The 14588-nt window shown below is 38.3% G+C and carries 11 protein-coding genes and 5 pseudogenes; 6 read left to right on the top strand and 10 right to left on the bottom strand.

The features are described 5' to 3' along the window. Nucleotides 1–243: 243 nt before the first annotated feature. Complete coding sequence (locus tag QOS06_RS07025) at nt 244–1263, bottom strand: serine hydrolase domain-containing protein (RefSeq protein WP_191335160.1); 1020 nt, start codon at nt 1261–1263, stop codon at nt 244–246. Nucleotides 1264–1476: 213 nt separating this feature from the next. On the opposite strand from QOS06_RS07025, the gene hpt reads away from it, so the two are divergent. The 3 genes and pseudogenes from hpt to QOS06_RS07010 all read left to right on the top strand — a co-directional run bounded on the left by hpt (nt 1477) and on the right by QOS06_RS07010 (nt 3474). Further along, nucleotides 1477–2013 (top strand): hypoxanthine phosphoribosyltransferase, encoded by a 537-nt coding sequence (hpt, locus tag QOS06_RS07020; RefSeq protein WP_191335161.1) that lies wholly within the window; start codon nt 1477–1479, stop codon nt 2011–2013. Between the two features lie 217 nt (nt 2014–2230). After that, nucleotides 2231–2822, top strand: a pseudogene (locus QOS06_RS07015) (MgtC/SapB family protein). A 52-nt stretch (nt 2823–2874) separates the two neighbouring features. Further along, nucleotides 2875–3474, top strand: a complete 600-nt coding sequence (locus QOS06_RS07010; RefSeq protein ID WP_229411646.1) for a GyrI-like domain-containing protein — start codon at nt 2875–2877, stop codon at nt 3472–3474. Nucleotides 3475–3764: 290 nt separating this feature from the next. Here QOS06_RS07010 and QOS06_RS07005 read toward each other — a convergent pair whose 3' ends face one another. The 3 genes from QOS06_RS07005 to QOS06_RS06995 form a co-directional block, all read right to left on the bottom strand. Further along, on the bottom strand, nt 3765–4418 hold the full coding sequence (locus QOS06_RS07005) for a glucose-6-phosphate 1-dehydrogenase family protein (protein WP_085649834.1): 654 nt from the start codon (nt 4416–4418) through the stop codon (nt 3765–3767). Between the two features lie 96 nt (nt 4419–4514). Beyond that, nucleotides 4515–4838 carry a branched-chain amino acid transporter permease gene (locus tag QOS06_RS07000; protein ID WP_003669460.1) on the bottom strand — a complete coding sequence of 108 codons (324 nt, stop codon included), beginning with the start codon at nt 4836–4838 and terminating at the stop codon, nt 4515–4517. Continuing rightward, nucleotides 4825–5517: an AzlC family ABC transporter permease gene (locus QOS06_RS06995; RefSeq protein ID WP_229288566.1), complete on the bottom strand. Its 693-nt coding sequence runs from the start codon at nt 5515–5517 to the stop codon at nt 4825–4827. The genes QOS06_RS07000 and QOS06_RS06995 overlap by 14 nt, the downstream gene beginning before the upstream one ends. A gap of 105 nt (nt 5518–5622) precedes the next feature. On the opposite strand from QOS06_RS06995, the gene QOS06_RS06990 reads away from it, so the two are divergent. Beyond that, on the top strand, nt 5623–6183 hold the full coding sequence (locus QOS06_RS06990) for a GntR family transcriptional regulator (protein WP_283595690.1): 561 nt from the start codon (nt 5623–5625) through the stop codon (nt 6181–6183). Then, the gene (locus QOS06_RS06985; protein ID WP_349496569.1) at nt 6122–7012 is read left to right on the top strand and encodes an aminotransferase class I/II-fold pyridoxal phosphate-dependent enzyme; all 891 of its coding nucleotides are present in this window, start codon (nt 6122–6124) and stop codon (nt 7010–7012) included. Before QOS06_RS06990 ends, QOS06_RS06985 begins: the two co-directional genes overlap by 62 nt. An 87-nt stretch (nt 7013–7099) precedes the next feature. Here QOS06_RS06985 and QOS06_RS06980 read toward each other — a convergent pair. Both QOS06_RS06980 and QOS06_RS06975 read right to left on the bottom strand, forming a co-directional pair. Continuing rightward, nucleotides 7100–8362, bottom strand: a pseudogene (locus QOS06_RS06980) (amidohydrolase); the annotation flags it as partial. Nucleotides 8363–8404: 42 nt separating this feature from the next. Beyond that, nucleotides 8405–9121 (bottom strand): annotated as a pseudogene (locus QOS06_RS06975) (IS3 family transposase); the annotation flags it as partial. Nucleotides 9122–9211: 90 nt separating this feature from the next. Between QOS06_RS06975 and QOS06_RS06970 the strand changes: the two are divergent. Then, nucleotides 9212–10166 (top strand): annotated as a pseudogene (locus tag QOS06_RS06970) (IS30 family transposase). A 66-nt stretch (nt 10167–10232) separates the two neighbouring features. On the opposite strand, the pseudogene QOS06_RS11115 reads toward QOS06_RS06970, so the two are convergent. The 4 genes and pseudogenes from QOS06_RS11115 to QOS06_RS06945 all read right to left on the bottom strand — a co-directional run bounded on the left by QOS06_RS11115 (nt 10233) and on the right by QOS06_RS06945 (nt 14477). Continuing rightward, a pseudogene (locus QOS06_RS11115) lies at nt 10233–10730 on the bottom strand (GNAT family N-acetyltransferase). A 37-nt stretch (nt 10731–10767) separates the two neighbouring features. Next, nucleotides 10768–11373: a signal peptidase I gene (gene lepB, locus QOS06_RS06955; protein WP_078009498.1), complete on the bottom strand. Its 606-nt coding sequence runs from the start codon at nt 11371–11373 to the stop codon at nt 10768–10770. 291 nt (nt 11374–11664) lie between these two features. Continuing rightward, nucleotides 11665–12909 carry a carboxylate--amine ligase gene (locus QOS06_RS06950; protein ID WP_078009497.1) on the bottom strand — a complete coding sequence of 415 codons (1245 nt, stop codon included), beginning with the start codon at nt 12907–12909 and terminating at the stop codon, nt 11665–11667. Nucleotides 12910–12926: 17 nt separating this feature from the next. Next, entirely contained in the window at nt 12927–14477 is a 1551-nt protein-coding gene (locus tag QOS06_RS06945; RefSeq protein ID WP_078009496.1) for a UDP-N-acetylmuramoyl-L-alanyl-D-glutamate--2,6-diaminopimelate ligase, read from the bottom strand. Nucleotides 14478–14588: the final 111 nt, after the last annotated feature.

Below are 14588 nucleotides of genomic sequence, written 5' to 3'. Positions count from 1 at the left end.
CATTTGGGCCACTCGGTACGCTTTAAGCTTTTGCACGAAAGAATGGGCGATGATTGTCAGCTCGTTTGTGGTAAGATCGGTGTAAGTCATTTGTGGTTTCCTTTCTTTTATTTAGGGGTATTCAAAAGTCTACCACAAATGGCTTTTCTATTTTTCTAACTTAATTTTACAAACGGCGTATCAAAAAAATTCTCTAAGTCCTTTAGTTAATGAAGACTTAGAGAATTTTTATTTAAAGATCTCTCATTCCATATAATTATGGAGAATATTATCCGAAGCTGCCTTTAATTTTAGATAATCGATATTATTAGAGAATAGCATAATCATTCGTTTCGTCTTGTAATCAGCGACAAAGCAACTGTTATATCCAGGAATACTCCCATTTGCGCGAATAACGTCCCCATCAAAGTAAACCCCACCAAAATAGGCAACTTCTTGATGCTGCGCCTGTTGGTAGTATTCATTGATCATTTTGGGATCTTTCAGCACCTCATTATATACAAACTTCCAGTAATCATTTGGCGATATAAAAAGGTTCCCTGCCCCAAAGTCTGAGGAGGTCGTTACAGTTACCCGGTGCCAATCAACTGTTGGATCCATTGGTTGCGGAATTTCTTTTTTGGAAACCTCAGAAAAATCTTTAATTTGGTGAAGATGGAGCGGTTTAGCAAAGTTTTTTCGAATATAGGTATTATAGCTTTGATGCGTTTGCTTACTAATAATGGCTGCCAAGATTTCATAATCAACATCTTGATAATCCCATGTATGCGTATAATCATACTTGAGATGTTTAAGCATATAAGCAATTTGGGCTTTTTGGCCTCTAAGTGGTTCAAATGGACGATCATTATTAATCAAGCCACTAGTATGGTTCATTAATTCCCGAATCGTAATATCTTTACTGCCATCAATCTGCGGGTAATACTTACTTAGCGAAGTGTCCCAATCTAATTGCTTTTTTTGCTTTAATTGATAAACAGCGGTTCCCGTTACAATCTTTTGAAGCGATGCCGTGGGAAATAGTCGGTCCGCCTTTACGATCTGATCCTTATTCGTGGTTTCATTATTTTCAATAGCAATCGTTTTCCAATCTTTGCCATTAACTAGCATCACCCCATTAATATGATGGTCCTTCATATAATCTTGAAGTTGGTGTTGCGTTTGTTTGTCAACTATTTCTGCCTTTACCTTTGATGGCGTGGTCAATAAGAAGATAGCAAAGGAACAAAGCGTCAAAAAAATATACAAGTTAACTTTTTTCATAATTATAAGTATTCCTTCCAGGCATCCGTTTTCGAAAAAATATCTATCTGTATTATACAAATTTTATCCCCCATCTTACAAAGTAGAATAAAATCTGATTTTTATTACTAAAACACTTTAAATTCATTCGATTTATGTTAAAATTCTAACGTCAATAAATAAAAAACGCAAAAATAGTTCGTAAATAACGAACATTATCAAGGGAGAGCTAGAATGAATAACGACGTCGAAAAAGTTTTATATACTCAAGATCAAGTCAATCAACGCTTAGATGAACTTGCCAATACACTTACTGAAAAATATCAAGATGAATTTCCAGTTTTAGTTTCCGTAATGACAGGGGCAATAATTTTCACTAGCGAAATGATGAAGCGCCTTAATTTCAAGTTAAACGTTGATTATGTTGACGTCTCTAGTTACGAAGAAAGTTCAAAATCCACTGGAAAAGTTAAATTAATTCAAGATCTTTCCCACAATATTAAGGGTCGACCAGTTATTATTATGGAAGACATTATTGATACTGGTCATACATTAAAGTATCTTGCTGGTCTTTTCGCTGATCGTGGCGCGAAGAGTATTGAGATTTGTTCCTTACTTGATAAACCGGACCGTCGTGAAGTTAATGTTGAAGCTGATTACGTTGGTTTTAAAGTTCCAAACGAATTTATTGTCGGATATGGCCTAGACTTTAATGGCCTTTACCGAAACCTGCCATTTGTCGGTGTGTTAAAGCGTTCCGTATATGAATAATAGTTAAAGGCTGAGAGAAAATGTTATTTCTTTCAGCTTTCTTTTTGGCTTTAAACATCTAAACGCGATATAGTACAGTTAGGCTAATAAAATTGATAATAATTGATTTTTGGTAAAGGAGGGGTAATCATTGCTTAGGCTTGACTGGTGTTTACGAATGCTCATGGCTGCCTTATGTGGTGGAATCATTGGGTTTGAGTGAAAAAGTAAGGCTAAAATGGCTGGAATTCGGACCCATGCCCTAATTGCGGTGGGGGGCGGCAATGGTCATGATTATTTCTAAGTATGGCTTTTTTGATTTACTGAAAGTTACCCATAGCAATTGGAACGTTGACCCATCACGGATTGCCGCTCAAGTTGTTAGCGGGATTGGTTTTTTAGGTGCTGGAACAATCATTAATCGCCACGATGAAATAATTGATGGCTTAACTACGGCGGCTGGAATTTGGGTTACCGGCGCAATCGGTCTTGCCTATGGTAGTGGTTTATACAGTATTGGGATTATCGGTACCTGTTGCGTTCTTTTAGCAGAAGTTATTGGAAAATATCTAGATCAGTTTGCACTTAGACAAGGTAAAGGATTCTCCTGCTTTATTCAATTAGAAGGAAATACTGATGATTTGCATGCACTTATTAATCAGCTAAACAAAAAATATTTTGAAGTTCCGCTTAAATACTCGATCTATGATTATGGAGACGGAAAAATCTCCTGTCAACTTTATGGTGAATTAAGATCTGGCTTCAAATCAGAAAACATCTTTACTGACCTTACTGAGCTGGGCAACATTAAAAAAGTTGAGTTAGAATAAAAACATAGGAAGTGACAAGATGGCTTATAATTTTAGAAAAGAGTAGAAAGAATTGTATGTCCCCGGAAAGAATCCCAGCCTAATCAATGTACCAATGATGAAGTATCTTGCTGTGCGGGGACATGGGGATCCTAATCAAGAAAATAGTGAGTATAAAAAAGCAATTGAAAAGCTCTATGCTGTTGCTTATACCATTAAAATGAGCAAAAAAGGCACCTACCAAATTCCAGATTATTTTAATTTTGTTGTTCCCCCACTAGAAGGACTATGGTGGCAAGATGGTATCACTGGAATTGACTACGCTCACAAAGAAAAGTTCAATTTCATTGCAATGATTCGCCTTCCCGACTTTGTTACTCAAGATGTTTTTGACTGGGCAATTCAAAAGGCTAGCGAAAAGAAGCAGCTTGATTTACATAACGTAGAATTCCTGTCAATGCAAGAAGGCCTCTGTGTGCAAGCACTTCATATCGGGTCATACGATGATGAACCGGCAACGATCGAGAAAATACATAAATTTATTGAGAAACAGGGTTTACAAGTAGATATTAACGATGATCGGCATCACCATGAAATTTATTTGTCAGATCCCCGGCGGACGAAGGTTGAAAATCTAAAAACAGTATTACGAATTCCGGTAAAAAACAATTAAAAACACTATTAATAGGTAAACAAAAAAGGCATCAGAAGTTATAACTAGCTTCTGGTGCCTTTTATGCTACAAATCAATTATTTCATTCAGCTTGTACTTAATCTTCATGTTTTTCCCAGCCGAATTTTCCAAATTGTTCTTTCATCTCTTTAGACGTAAACAACTTATTGCTATCAAATGATGCTTCAATCATTTAACGATCATGTTTAATATCTTGTTGTAATTGTTGGGAATTCTCTTTCATCTAAAACACCTCAATATTTTTTCTACTTAACATCCCTGTTATATTTTCACTTCAATTCTTCATATAGTGGGGTAAGTTGCCTAATAACTGAACTGATGTATTCCTCCATATTATTAACTTGGTCTTTTCCACGAAATGCAAATTTGCCAAGCAAAAAACTGGTCTTTCGTGCATCAGAATTAAATTGCTGCTGAGCATCCCGACTATTGATGTATTTAGTCAGTGACATATGATCAGAAAATTCCATCTCATCCTTATCCCAAAGGTACCAGCGTGTGGCATCAATATCATTAGCCCATTCCGGTATTTTATCCAGTAATTGATTGTATTCATCCGGCGTCCCTTGTCGTTGCTCACTCTTATAATGTTGAAACATTAGGTAGACCTGTAACTGCTTTTTATCAAGCATCACCCCAATACAGGAATTATAGTCTGCTAACGATGCTAAACGATAAGAGGCCCAGTAATGATCACGCAGGTTCCAGCCGTTCGTCCAACTCTCAACGTGAACCTTCGCGAATTCGCCCGTTGGTAGTTGACTAGCGACAGTTTGATTTACCTTCTTCCATACTTGCCAAACGGCTTTAAACTTCTCTTTTAGGTCTGCAACTTCTTCTGGTGAATGATTTTCCTTAATCTTCTTAAAGGAAAATTCTGGCTGGTCAAAGATTACAAACATACTTTCAGTTAATGCTGTCATTTTAGCTCGCCCCTTTTTATCCAAGAATATCATAACTAAAAAAGCTAAACTATGACTCTTAATTTACACGAATCATAATTTAGCTTTATAGCTTCATTAAAACAAATTCAGCATCACCATATAAAAGCCAGTTCCGACCAAGATCGATAGTGGCATATTTCTTTTCCAAAGGTGAATAAATAATGTTACTAAGCCGGCAACGATTTCTAATAATGCCTTACTAGGCTCAGCAAAAGAAATATTCCGATAACAATAGATTACTAATACTCCCATGATTGCTGCCGGAAGGAATTTCCCCAGTTCTTCCAGGTAAGGTGATAATTCTTTTGACTGATCAAAAATCAGGAATGGGATAAAGCGGGTCGCCATCGTGACGACTGCTGCGATTAAAATTGAAATAATTTGTTCAGTTAATGTCATTTTTTCTCCTCGTGATTAAGTAATTTAATGAAAACAGTGCGACAAGTGTTACTAATGTCACTAATAGAAAAACATTCTTGTTGCAAAATAGTAAACAAATAATTGCAAATGCTAAACCAATCAGAGCATCACGCTGAGTTCGGGCATTTTTCAACTGTTCTGTAAACAACACAATAAAAAGTGCCGTCATTACAAAATCTAAGCCTGCTAAGTTTAAGTTAATCATCCCCCCAAGGAGTCCACCTAAACCTGCCCCAGCTACCCAACTAAAATAGTTGAATGCGGTTATGTAAAAATAAACATATGAGCGATCAAGGCTATCTGGTACTTTTAACGTTGCATTTAAGGAAAAAGACTCATCACACATTCCAAAAATAAGAATCGGCTTTAACTTTCCTGTATTGGAATATTTTTTTAACATCGTAATGCCATAAAAAATATGTCGTGAATTAACAAGGGCAGTTAAAATGAGAACAGTCAATGGCTGAAAACTCTGGACTAAAAGATTACCAATTACAAATTCGACTGATCCAGCAAAAATGGTCGCAGCCATTAATAACGGATATAAAAAATTAAAGCCCAGTTTATGCATATATATCCCATAGCCGGCGCCTAAAAATAGAAAGCCAAGCATTACCGGACTAGTTTTTTGAAAAGCGTAACGTACTTCATTTCTCATGGACGAATTCTCCCTCCTTAAAATAACTTGAACTTATTTTAAACAGGAGTATTTTATCCATACAAGGAATTAATTGTATGGATTACAATATTGGAGTGATAAAGTATGCCTATTAATGATTTTTCCCACCATCAGCTTACCTGGTATCCTGACAAAAATAAGCTGACGCGACCAATTTATAAAAGTTTGCTCAATCAACTAAAAACAGCAATTGAGCGTGGAATTCTTACACCCGGAACGAAACTGCCCCCGCAACGCGAACTCGCCGATTATCTCGACATTAATTTCACCACCGTTACTCGTACTTACAAATTAAGTGCGCAACTTGGTTTAACTTATGGAATTCATGGTAAAGGAACCTTTGTTAACTCAAATGGTATCGATCCGTTAACTGCCAATTCTCCTTTGACCCGTACCATTGATCTTGGCTTTGTTGCTTCCTTTGAACAGACAAACCACCTCCTTGACAATATTCTTAGCAACATCGTCAAGCAAGGCGCCTCGCAACTTCTAACCTATGACTCACCAACCGGGCGTCCGATTGATAAGGAGGCTTTCCAGCATTATCTTGACTGGCTTGGCGTGAGATTAACTCCTACTCAGCATATCCTTATTACAGCGGGAGGAGAAAACTCACTTACATTACTTATTTTCAAGTGGCGATAAGATTGCTGTCGACGAATTTACCTATGCCAACCTGATTGCAACCGCGCAACTAAATAATCTCCATTTAGTTGCGATAAAAAATGATCAAGGCGGGATGAATATTGACGCATTAAAACACGCTTGTCAAAACAACAATCTAGCTGGCCTGTATCTCATGCCGGAATATAGTAACCCGACTGGCGCTGTTCTCTCGATGGCTCGCCGGAAAGAAATCGCAACCATTGCGCAAGAATACGGACTGAAAATAATTGAAGATGACTACCTAAGTTTTCTTAGTAAACTCAATCCAGAACGGCCGCCCAAAATAATGGAATTACTACCAGACCAGACTTGTTATGTTTGCAGTATGTCAAAAGTTCTTGCATCAGGACTCCGTGTTGGTTATCTAGTTTTCCCAGCACAGCTAGCCCAGCAAATTAAAAATGGTTTCTTCAACACAACAGTCAAAACGTCAACTCTCAATACAGCAATTGCATCCATGGCAATAAAAGAGCATATCGTCCAACAAATAATTCAAAATAAAGTCAACCTTGCCAAACAAGCTAATATCCTTTTTGAACAATATTTCCCGACTGCTCCTACAAACCAATTAACCGACTATGCCTTTTTTCGTCGATTACCGCTTAAAAGTATTCAAAATACAGCCAAGATCGAACAAGCCCTTGCTAATATAAATATCCGTTGTTTTGGCTCTGATCGTTTTCAAATTAACGCTTCTTCAAATGACCATTTTCTCCGTGTTTCATTGTCCGCAAATAAGTCACTTAATGAGTTAGAAACAGGCCTAAAAAGATTACGCGAGTTTTTACAGAAAGCTAATTTAATTTAAAAAGTGATGTTAAGAATTTTTCCTAGCATCACCTTTACTTTTTTGTTTAGCTTATTTTCTAACCGCCTCGTAAATCATCCCATTTCACTACATAACTCTCTTCCCTGCCATCCAAGTTTCATTCACGTGGATATTTTTAAGTTCACTATGAGCAACTGTAAAGATATCATCATTTAAGATAACAAAGTCCGCGGCCTTTCCTACTTCAAGCGTACCATTTTCATCAAAGCCACCAATTTTTGCACCATCCCGAGTATAACCAAGAATAGCTTGTGGAACCGTAATTGCTTCTTCTGCGTTAACAACATCACCATTAGCGGCCTTTCTTGTTACAGCCGCATAAATACTATAAAACGGGCTATCAGGTTCTGCCCATGGCGTACATGGGGCATCCGAACTCAAGCCTAACATTGCTTGAGAATTCAACATTGTTTTAACGCGGTAAGCTAATTTAAACTGGGCTGGTGAAAGATAATGACGATAGGATTCATCTTCCGCAAAGAAAAAGATTGGTTGCGTGACTAACGCATAGTTCATTTTACTATTGGCAATCTCTGCAAACATTTGATCAGTCATTAAGGATGCATGTTCAATACGAACCGATGGCATTGTGGTTAGCCATGGCGCTATCTCTTTTGTTACATCAATCACTGTTTGAATTGCTTTATCGCCCATCGCATGCACAGCTAGTTGAAGCTTATTATCACGAGCCATCTTTACTGCTCGCTGAAGTTTTTCCACTAAAGTCAAACTAACTCCCATTTTTCCCGATGGATAAGGATCAGTATTATAGGCCGTTTCGCCAGAAATACTCCCATCCATAAATACTTTAATTCCAGCAACGCGGAGTTTTTCATCCCCGCTTGGTTGCAGTCCAACCTGCGGATCAATTTCATCAAAGACATAGTAGATCGAGGCTTTCGGACCAAACCCTTGCTTAACTGCATCTTGGTATAGTTTTAAAGAAGTATATGGCTTCATCCGGCCCATCATTTCACCAATTGCTACAATTCCCTCTTTAAGATAGTGTTCGGAACTATTAACCATATTAGCTACGTCGTTCTCATAGCTCTGTGCCGATTTAGCCCGAATAAGAAGTTGTGAGGCAGCTATTTCGCGCATAAAACCAGTTGGTCGTCCATCAGCAAATCGTTCAATTTTCCCACCAACCGGATCAGGCGTATTTTCATCAATTCCTGAAAGCTCTAAGGCTTTAGAATTACCGACAGAAGAGTGACAGTCAGAACGATAAATAAAGATTGGTTGCGTTGTTGAAACAGCATCTAAATCATCACGGTTAGGACTCCGATGATCTGCTAATTTTGTCTCATCACCCCCCCACCCTTCAATCGGTACTGTACCCTGTCAAGTTTACACACTAAATAATAAAAATTAATTGGCTTTGCCGTAACGAAATTCCGTTGCAGTAAGGTCATTTCTTTTAGCTGAAATAAATGTATTTGTAAAGTATTCAATTCCTTCAGCCACTAGTGTTTGAAGTTCATCAAGTGTTTGTGGCTTAGATGAATGCGCTAGCCAAATTGCTTTAAAGTCGGCCCACCAGTGCTCGATAACTGCGTTATCTGCTGGTGTGCCAGGAGCTGAATAGCTATGTTGACTATTATTGCTAGTTAAATATTGATTGAACGCCTTAGAAGTATAAGCAGCTCCGCGATCAGTATGAATAAGTGGGGCTAATACACCTTCTTGTTTCTGAGCTTTCTTGAATACTTGAATTGCTCCCTCGCTAGTTTCTGTTGGGGTAATTAGCCAGCTAATTGGAAATTGACCATATAAATCAAGAAACACATGTAAACGAACTTTATAATTATGAATATTGTAGGCGAGTTCTGTTGTATCAGTTACCCAAACCTGATTAGCTGCTTCCTGTTTAAATTGACGATTAAGTATATTTTCAGCTTGATAGGTTTGACGTTCCTTGTCGCGTTTTCTTTTAGCTTGACGATAGTCAGCTTTAATCCCATGTTCCTTCATAATTCTAATAACTCGTTTTTTGTTGACCAAATATCCAAGACCTGCGCGCTTAATAAGACGAGTCATTTTCCCATATCCAATACTTTGCTTATTAGTTTTCTCAATTTCTTTAATCACGCGGTTTGTAAAATTAAGTTAGAAAAATAAAAAGCCATTTGTGGTAGACTTTTGAATACCCATACATCAAAAGAAAGGACACCACAAATGACCTACCATCATCTTACCATAGACGAACTAACGATGATCGCTAATTTTCGTGACCAAGGAGTAAAAGCCTACCGGGCCGCCAAACTTTTGCACCGGAGCTTAGAAACCGTCTACCGAGTTTATCGCTTTCTGGCCGCCGGCCACACGCTCCAAGAATATTACCAACACTATCGTGAAAACAAGGCTCATTGCGGTCGGAAGGCTATTCAATTGCCCACTGATGAGGTAACTTATATCAAAGCCAAAGTGGCTCAAGGCTGGACGCCAGATTATGCGACGCGCTGAACGGCCACTCAGCTGTAGTATGCGGACGCTTTACCGCCTTTTCGAGCGGGGCAATTTTGATGTGCGGACCTTGCCGATGAAAGGCAAGCGTCGCCCCAATGGTTACGTAGAACGGCGGGGGAAGGCCGTTCAACTTGGCCAAAGCATTCACCAACGGGCTATCGAATTTCCCAACTTTAACCGTGAATTCGGCCACCTTGAAGCCGACACCGTCCAGGGCAAAAGACATCAGGGCGCCGTTATGACTTTGGTAGAACGGACTTCCAAAGTCGAAGTGATTCTTAACGTCCATAGTAAGACGGCCACCAGTGTGATCCAGCACTTACAGGAATGGTTGGCAAAGTTTCCACCCCACTTCTTCAAGTCGATTACCTTCGACAATGGGAAGGAGTTCGCTGACTGGCGAGCAATTGCCAACCAATTTGACCTCCAGACCTACTTTGCCGAGGTGGGGGCACCTAACCAACGGGGGTTAAACGAGAACAACAACGGCCTTCTGCGGCGCGATGGGCTCCACAAAGGCCGCGATCTCCGCCACCTAGCTGATGAAGAGGTTGCTCAAATAATGAGTTACCGGAACAACATTCCTCGCAAGTCATTGGGCTATCAAACATCTTACGAGGTATTCATGAAGTATGTCACTGATGAGCAACTACTTTTTTTCTAACTTAAATTGACATTTCGGGATAAAAAAGAGGTTAGAGCTTAAAATTGCTCAACCTCGTAAAGTTTGTTACTCATTAAAATGCCTGTTCATCATATAAAGGGATCGCATTTGACCATTTATTTCAGAAATCTGTGGTAATTTACCTCATTCTTTGTACCCACAGGAGGTAAAAAGATGATAGCTTGCTTGATTTTCAATATAAATATATGCAATTACGGTTCTTATATCTAGATGATCTTCAATTTGTTTTTGCGCATATGTTAATAAATCACGGCCAAGATGTTGCTGTCGATAATCTTCATAAATATAAATAGCTATCTGTGCCGAATGATCATAGGCGGGATGCGGATAAAAATACTCAAGAGCACACCAGGCGATTACTTGGTCATCCATTGTTGCAACCCAGATTGGATGAGTATTGTCAAACTGCATAAATCATTCACGTCGATCAGCAACTTTGATCGGTGCACTCTCATCGTTGACTTGCAGCGGAATTGCTTGATTAAATATATCGACAATCGCTGGTAGATCATTTATTGTTGCTAACCTAATTTGGTAATCCATATCAAAGCTTCCCTACAGTATTTTTACCCACTAATTATTACTTATCATAGAAGTGCTGCCATTCTTTATTAACGTTTTCGCGAGTCGTCTTTGTCCCAGTCCATGATGGAACTTTTACAACCCCATCAATCTTACTCTTAGGTACAAATCCCCAGTAACGACCATCGTTGGAAACGCTCCGGTGATCCCCAAGAACAAAGTATTCACCTTTCGGAACTTTTGTGGCACCATTATTCTTTAACCAACTGTTCTGAACTGAGATACTACGCAGTGTCCAGTTTCCAGTTCCGGTTGTTCGTTGACTCTTGCTAATGTAGTCTTGATTAATCTTTTTGCCGTTAACATAAATGTTTCCATTCTTAGAGCTAACAGTATCACCAGGGAGTCCAATTACTCGCTTAACATAATCGGTTTTAACTGATACTTGCGGATCAATGCCATTAGCATCAAATACAACGACACTTCCATGATGGATTTTGGCAGTTTTCAAACAAAATACTCGTTCATTATTTTGTAAGTTTGGTTGCATGGATGGTCCATCAACCCGAACAATTTGGAAGAAAAACTGCTTAATTACTAATGCGATTATTAACCCGATTAGAATGGGAATAATCCAACTCATTGCTTCACGAAATGCTTTCATTATAATTCCTCAATTTCTTTATTTAACTGTTATTAATCATACAACTAGTAATAAAACCTGAAAAGTTATTTATAATAAATAATATATTATTTTCACATTTAATAACATCAAAAAGATATTAAGGTTCAAAAGGGAGCGAGACAGAAGGCACTTGTGACTTCGTTTTCGAGCCCCGCAAGCAACAATAGGCCTCTAAGGTTCGGTTTTGCCGGACGTTAGAGGCCTATTGTTGTACTGCGTATTTGCTTTTTATGAAAGTAACTTAACTTATGTCACAATCCCTTTTAATTTTTATTTCTTTTCGACAAAGTACTTTTCGAAGTTCTTTTGATAGTTATGATTAATCCGTTGTTCCATTAACCACCGCATGAAATTCATGTCCTTGTCATAATGGAAAGTTGTTCCATAGCGGCCTTCTTTAATAAGCTTCTCAGCCTGCTTTTTAATTTCATTATTTTTAGCATACTGAAGGAAGGTCTTTTTTGAAACCCCCAGCCATAACTTATAGTTGCTTTCATCTTTGTTTCCATAAATCGTCTCTTGATCTTTTAAGCTATCAAAAACGTAATCTTCAACGGGGAAAGTAGCAAGTTGATAGCCATTTAATGAAACGAAGAAACTACTACGACCTTGGCGAGGATTGAGGTCAAATACCTTGAATTGGCCATCACGACGGTCATATTTCAAATCAAAGTTAACAAATCCAGTAAATTCAATACTTTCAAGGAAATTCTTGATATTGTCATAGATTTGTTGATCATATGCTGGCATAATCGCAACGTAATTACCAACATTTGCTGGATTGCAATCTTCAAGTAGCGGGTGACCGAGACACATCATCTTTACCTTATGATCTTTATCAACGTAACAATTGATGGTCCGCATATTACTATCATCACCAGGGATAAATTCTTGTAAAACGAGGTCGCCATTGTATGGACTATGCTCATAGATAATCTCAAGAACTTCCGCTAATCTTTCTGGTGTCTTAATAATATAAGCCTTTTCATACCCTTCAAAGTTTCCCTTATGCCATTGCACCGCATCAGCAGCCTTCAAAGCAATTGGAAATTCAAATGGTGATTTATAGTTCTTATAATCAAGGTCTGGTTTTAAAATATCGGTTTTAGGGTAAGGCAAACCATACTTTTCGCAGACATTGTAGAACTTCTCTTTATCCGTTAATGTTGCTACTTCATCATAATCAGCATACGGGCAGAACATGTGCTGCGAAAGTTCTTTACGATTTTTCGCAACTAATTCAGTATAGTCATCTCCACAACTAATTAAAACGGTCTTCTTGCCTTGCTTAGCAAACTCATCTGCCGCTTTAATTAATACCTTCGTAAACACTTCCGGTGATTGTAATTGTTCATTATAATGCAACTCGACAATTTTTGAATAACGGGTTGGTGCCAATGGTTGGCGAGCATATAATTGCGACTTAATCCCATATTTTTCATACATCGACCGCGCCATTCCGTAAGCATTGAAATCACTACCTAGAATCAATGGAACAAAAGGTTGTTCACTCATTAGATTCCCACTCCTCTTTATCTTTCTAAATCATTAATATAATCACGTGCAATCTTCACATCAGTTAGGTAAGGGACATCTTCACCATTAATCTTCTGGTAAGGATCTTCACCCTTCCCTGCAAGGACTACAATATCATCATTTCCACTACCGTCAATTGCCTTTTTGATCGCCGTTTCGCGGTCCATTTCAAATTGAATATGTTTAACCTTATCATGATCAATATAAGAATCTATTTCCCGGGCAATAGTCATCGGATCTTCAAACCCGGGATCATCAGTCGTCAAAATTACCTCATCTGGTTGTTCTTCAGTTAAAGCTTTTCCAAACCCTGGACGGCGCGAAATGCCTTTATCACCGGTTGCTCCTAAGACAACTGTTACTTTACCAGCATTAGTTTGTCGTTTTAAGAATGCCAAGAGTCGCTTCAAGCTAGCGTAATTATGGGCATAATCAACATAAATTGTTCCATGAGTATTACTGTTAATCATTTCCATTCGACCACGGATGTGAACATGATTCAATGTTTCTACAGCATCGTTAGCACTCGCCCCAGCTAACCCACTGGCAATGATTGCAGCGACCGCATTTCCTTCATTATAATCTCCAGGGACACTCGTTTTATAACGGCCATCTAAGTTCAACTGCTTTGCTTTCTCAGTTAAGGCGGTCAACTCAAATTCACTTTCATGAAGATCTTCTAAATCATTTCGATATTCAAAATCTATTTGGGCATTGTCAGGTAATTCGATGTTTGCTCCTCGCCGTGCAAATAAGAAAATGTCTTCTGGTTGTGTGGTTGCCTTAGCAGTGTAATAAACATCAGTAAACTTTTCAGTTTCTGCATTGATTAAGCATTTAGCAGAATTTACTAATAATTGTTCCTTACAGTGAAGATAATCAGCAAAAGTTGGGTGCTCATTTCGTCCGATATGATCTGGCGAGATGTTTAAGAAAATTCCAACATCATACTTTAAACCATAAATCCGGTTTTTCTTGTATGCTTGCGATGATACTTCCATTACTAAGTGCGTCATTCCATTATCAACGGCAGCGCGCATATCATGGAAAAGGTCTAAGGATTCAGGAGTAGTCAAATCAGATTTAAATTCATCTTCCGGCTTATTGCCTAAAATCCGATCAAGCGTTGAAAAAAGGGCAATATGATTAGCAGTACTTTGGGCTAAAATATGGTCAGCAAAATAAGCCGTTGTTGTTTTGCCTTTTGTTCCTGTAATTGCAATAATGAACAAATCATTTTGTGGATAGTCATAAAATGCTGCCCCCAGTAAAGACATTGCTTTTTGTTCGTCGTTCACGATAATAGCTGGCAATCCTTCGCCTTCTGGATATTCTTTTTCAGCCACATACGCAATCGCACCTTTTTCTTTAGCGGATGCTAGGTATTTAGGCAAAAAATTTCCTTTACAAAAGAATAAAGTTCCTGATTTTACCTTCCGTGAATCATAGGACACGCTAGTTGCGGTAAAATCAGTCAAATTACTAACATGATCCAATAAATGGTGCTCGCACAATAATGCTAAAGCAGGTGTAATATGCAATTCCATCTTGCAAATGACTCTCCTTCAATCTAATCTGCCCTATATTATTTCATTTTTTATCATAAAAATAAATAAGGGTTATCAATTAACAAAAAAGGAGACTTAGAAGAGTCCTAC

Source organism: Limosilactobacillus sp. DJ3M12 (assembly GCF_947381695.1).
Lineage (GTDB): Bacteria > Bacillota > Bacilli > Lactobacillales > Lactobacillaceae > Limosilactobacillus > Limosilactobacillus kinnaridis.
Note: the sequence above shows the minus strand (reverse complement) of the source record. Positions and strands in the feature narration are given on the sequence as shown.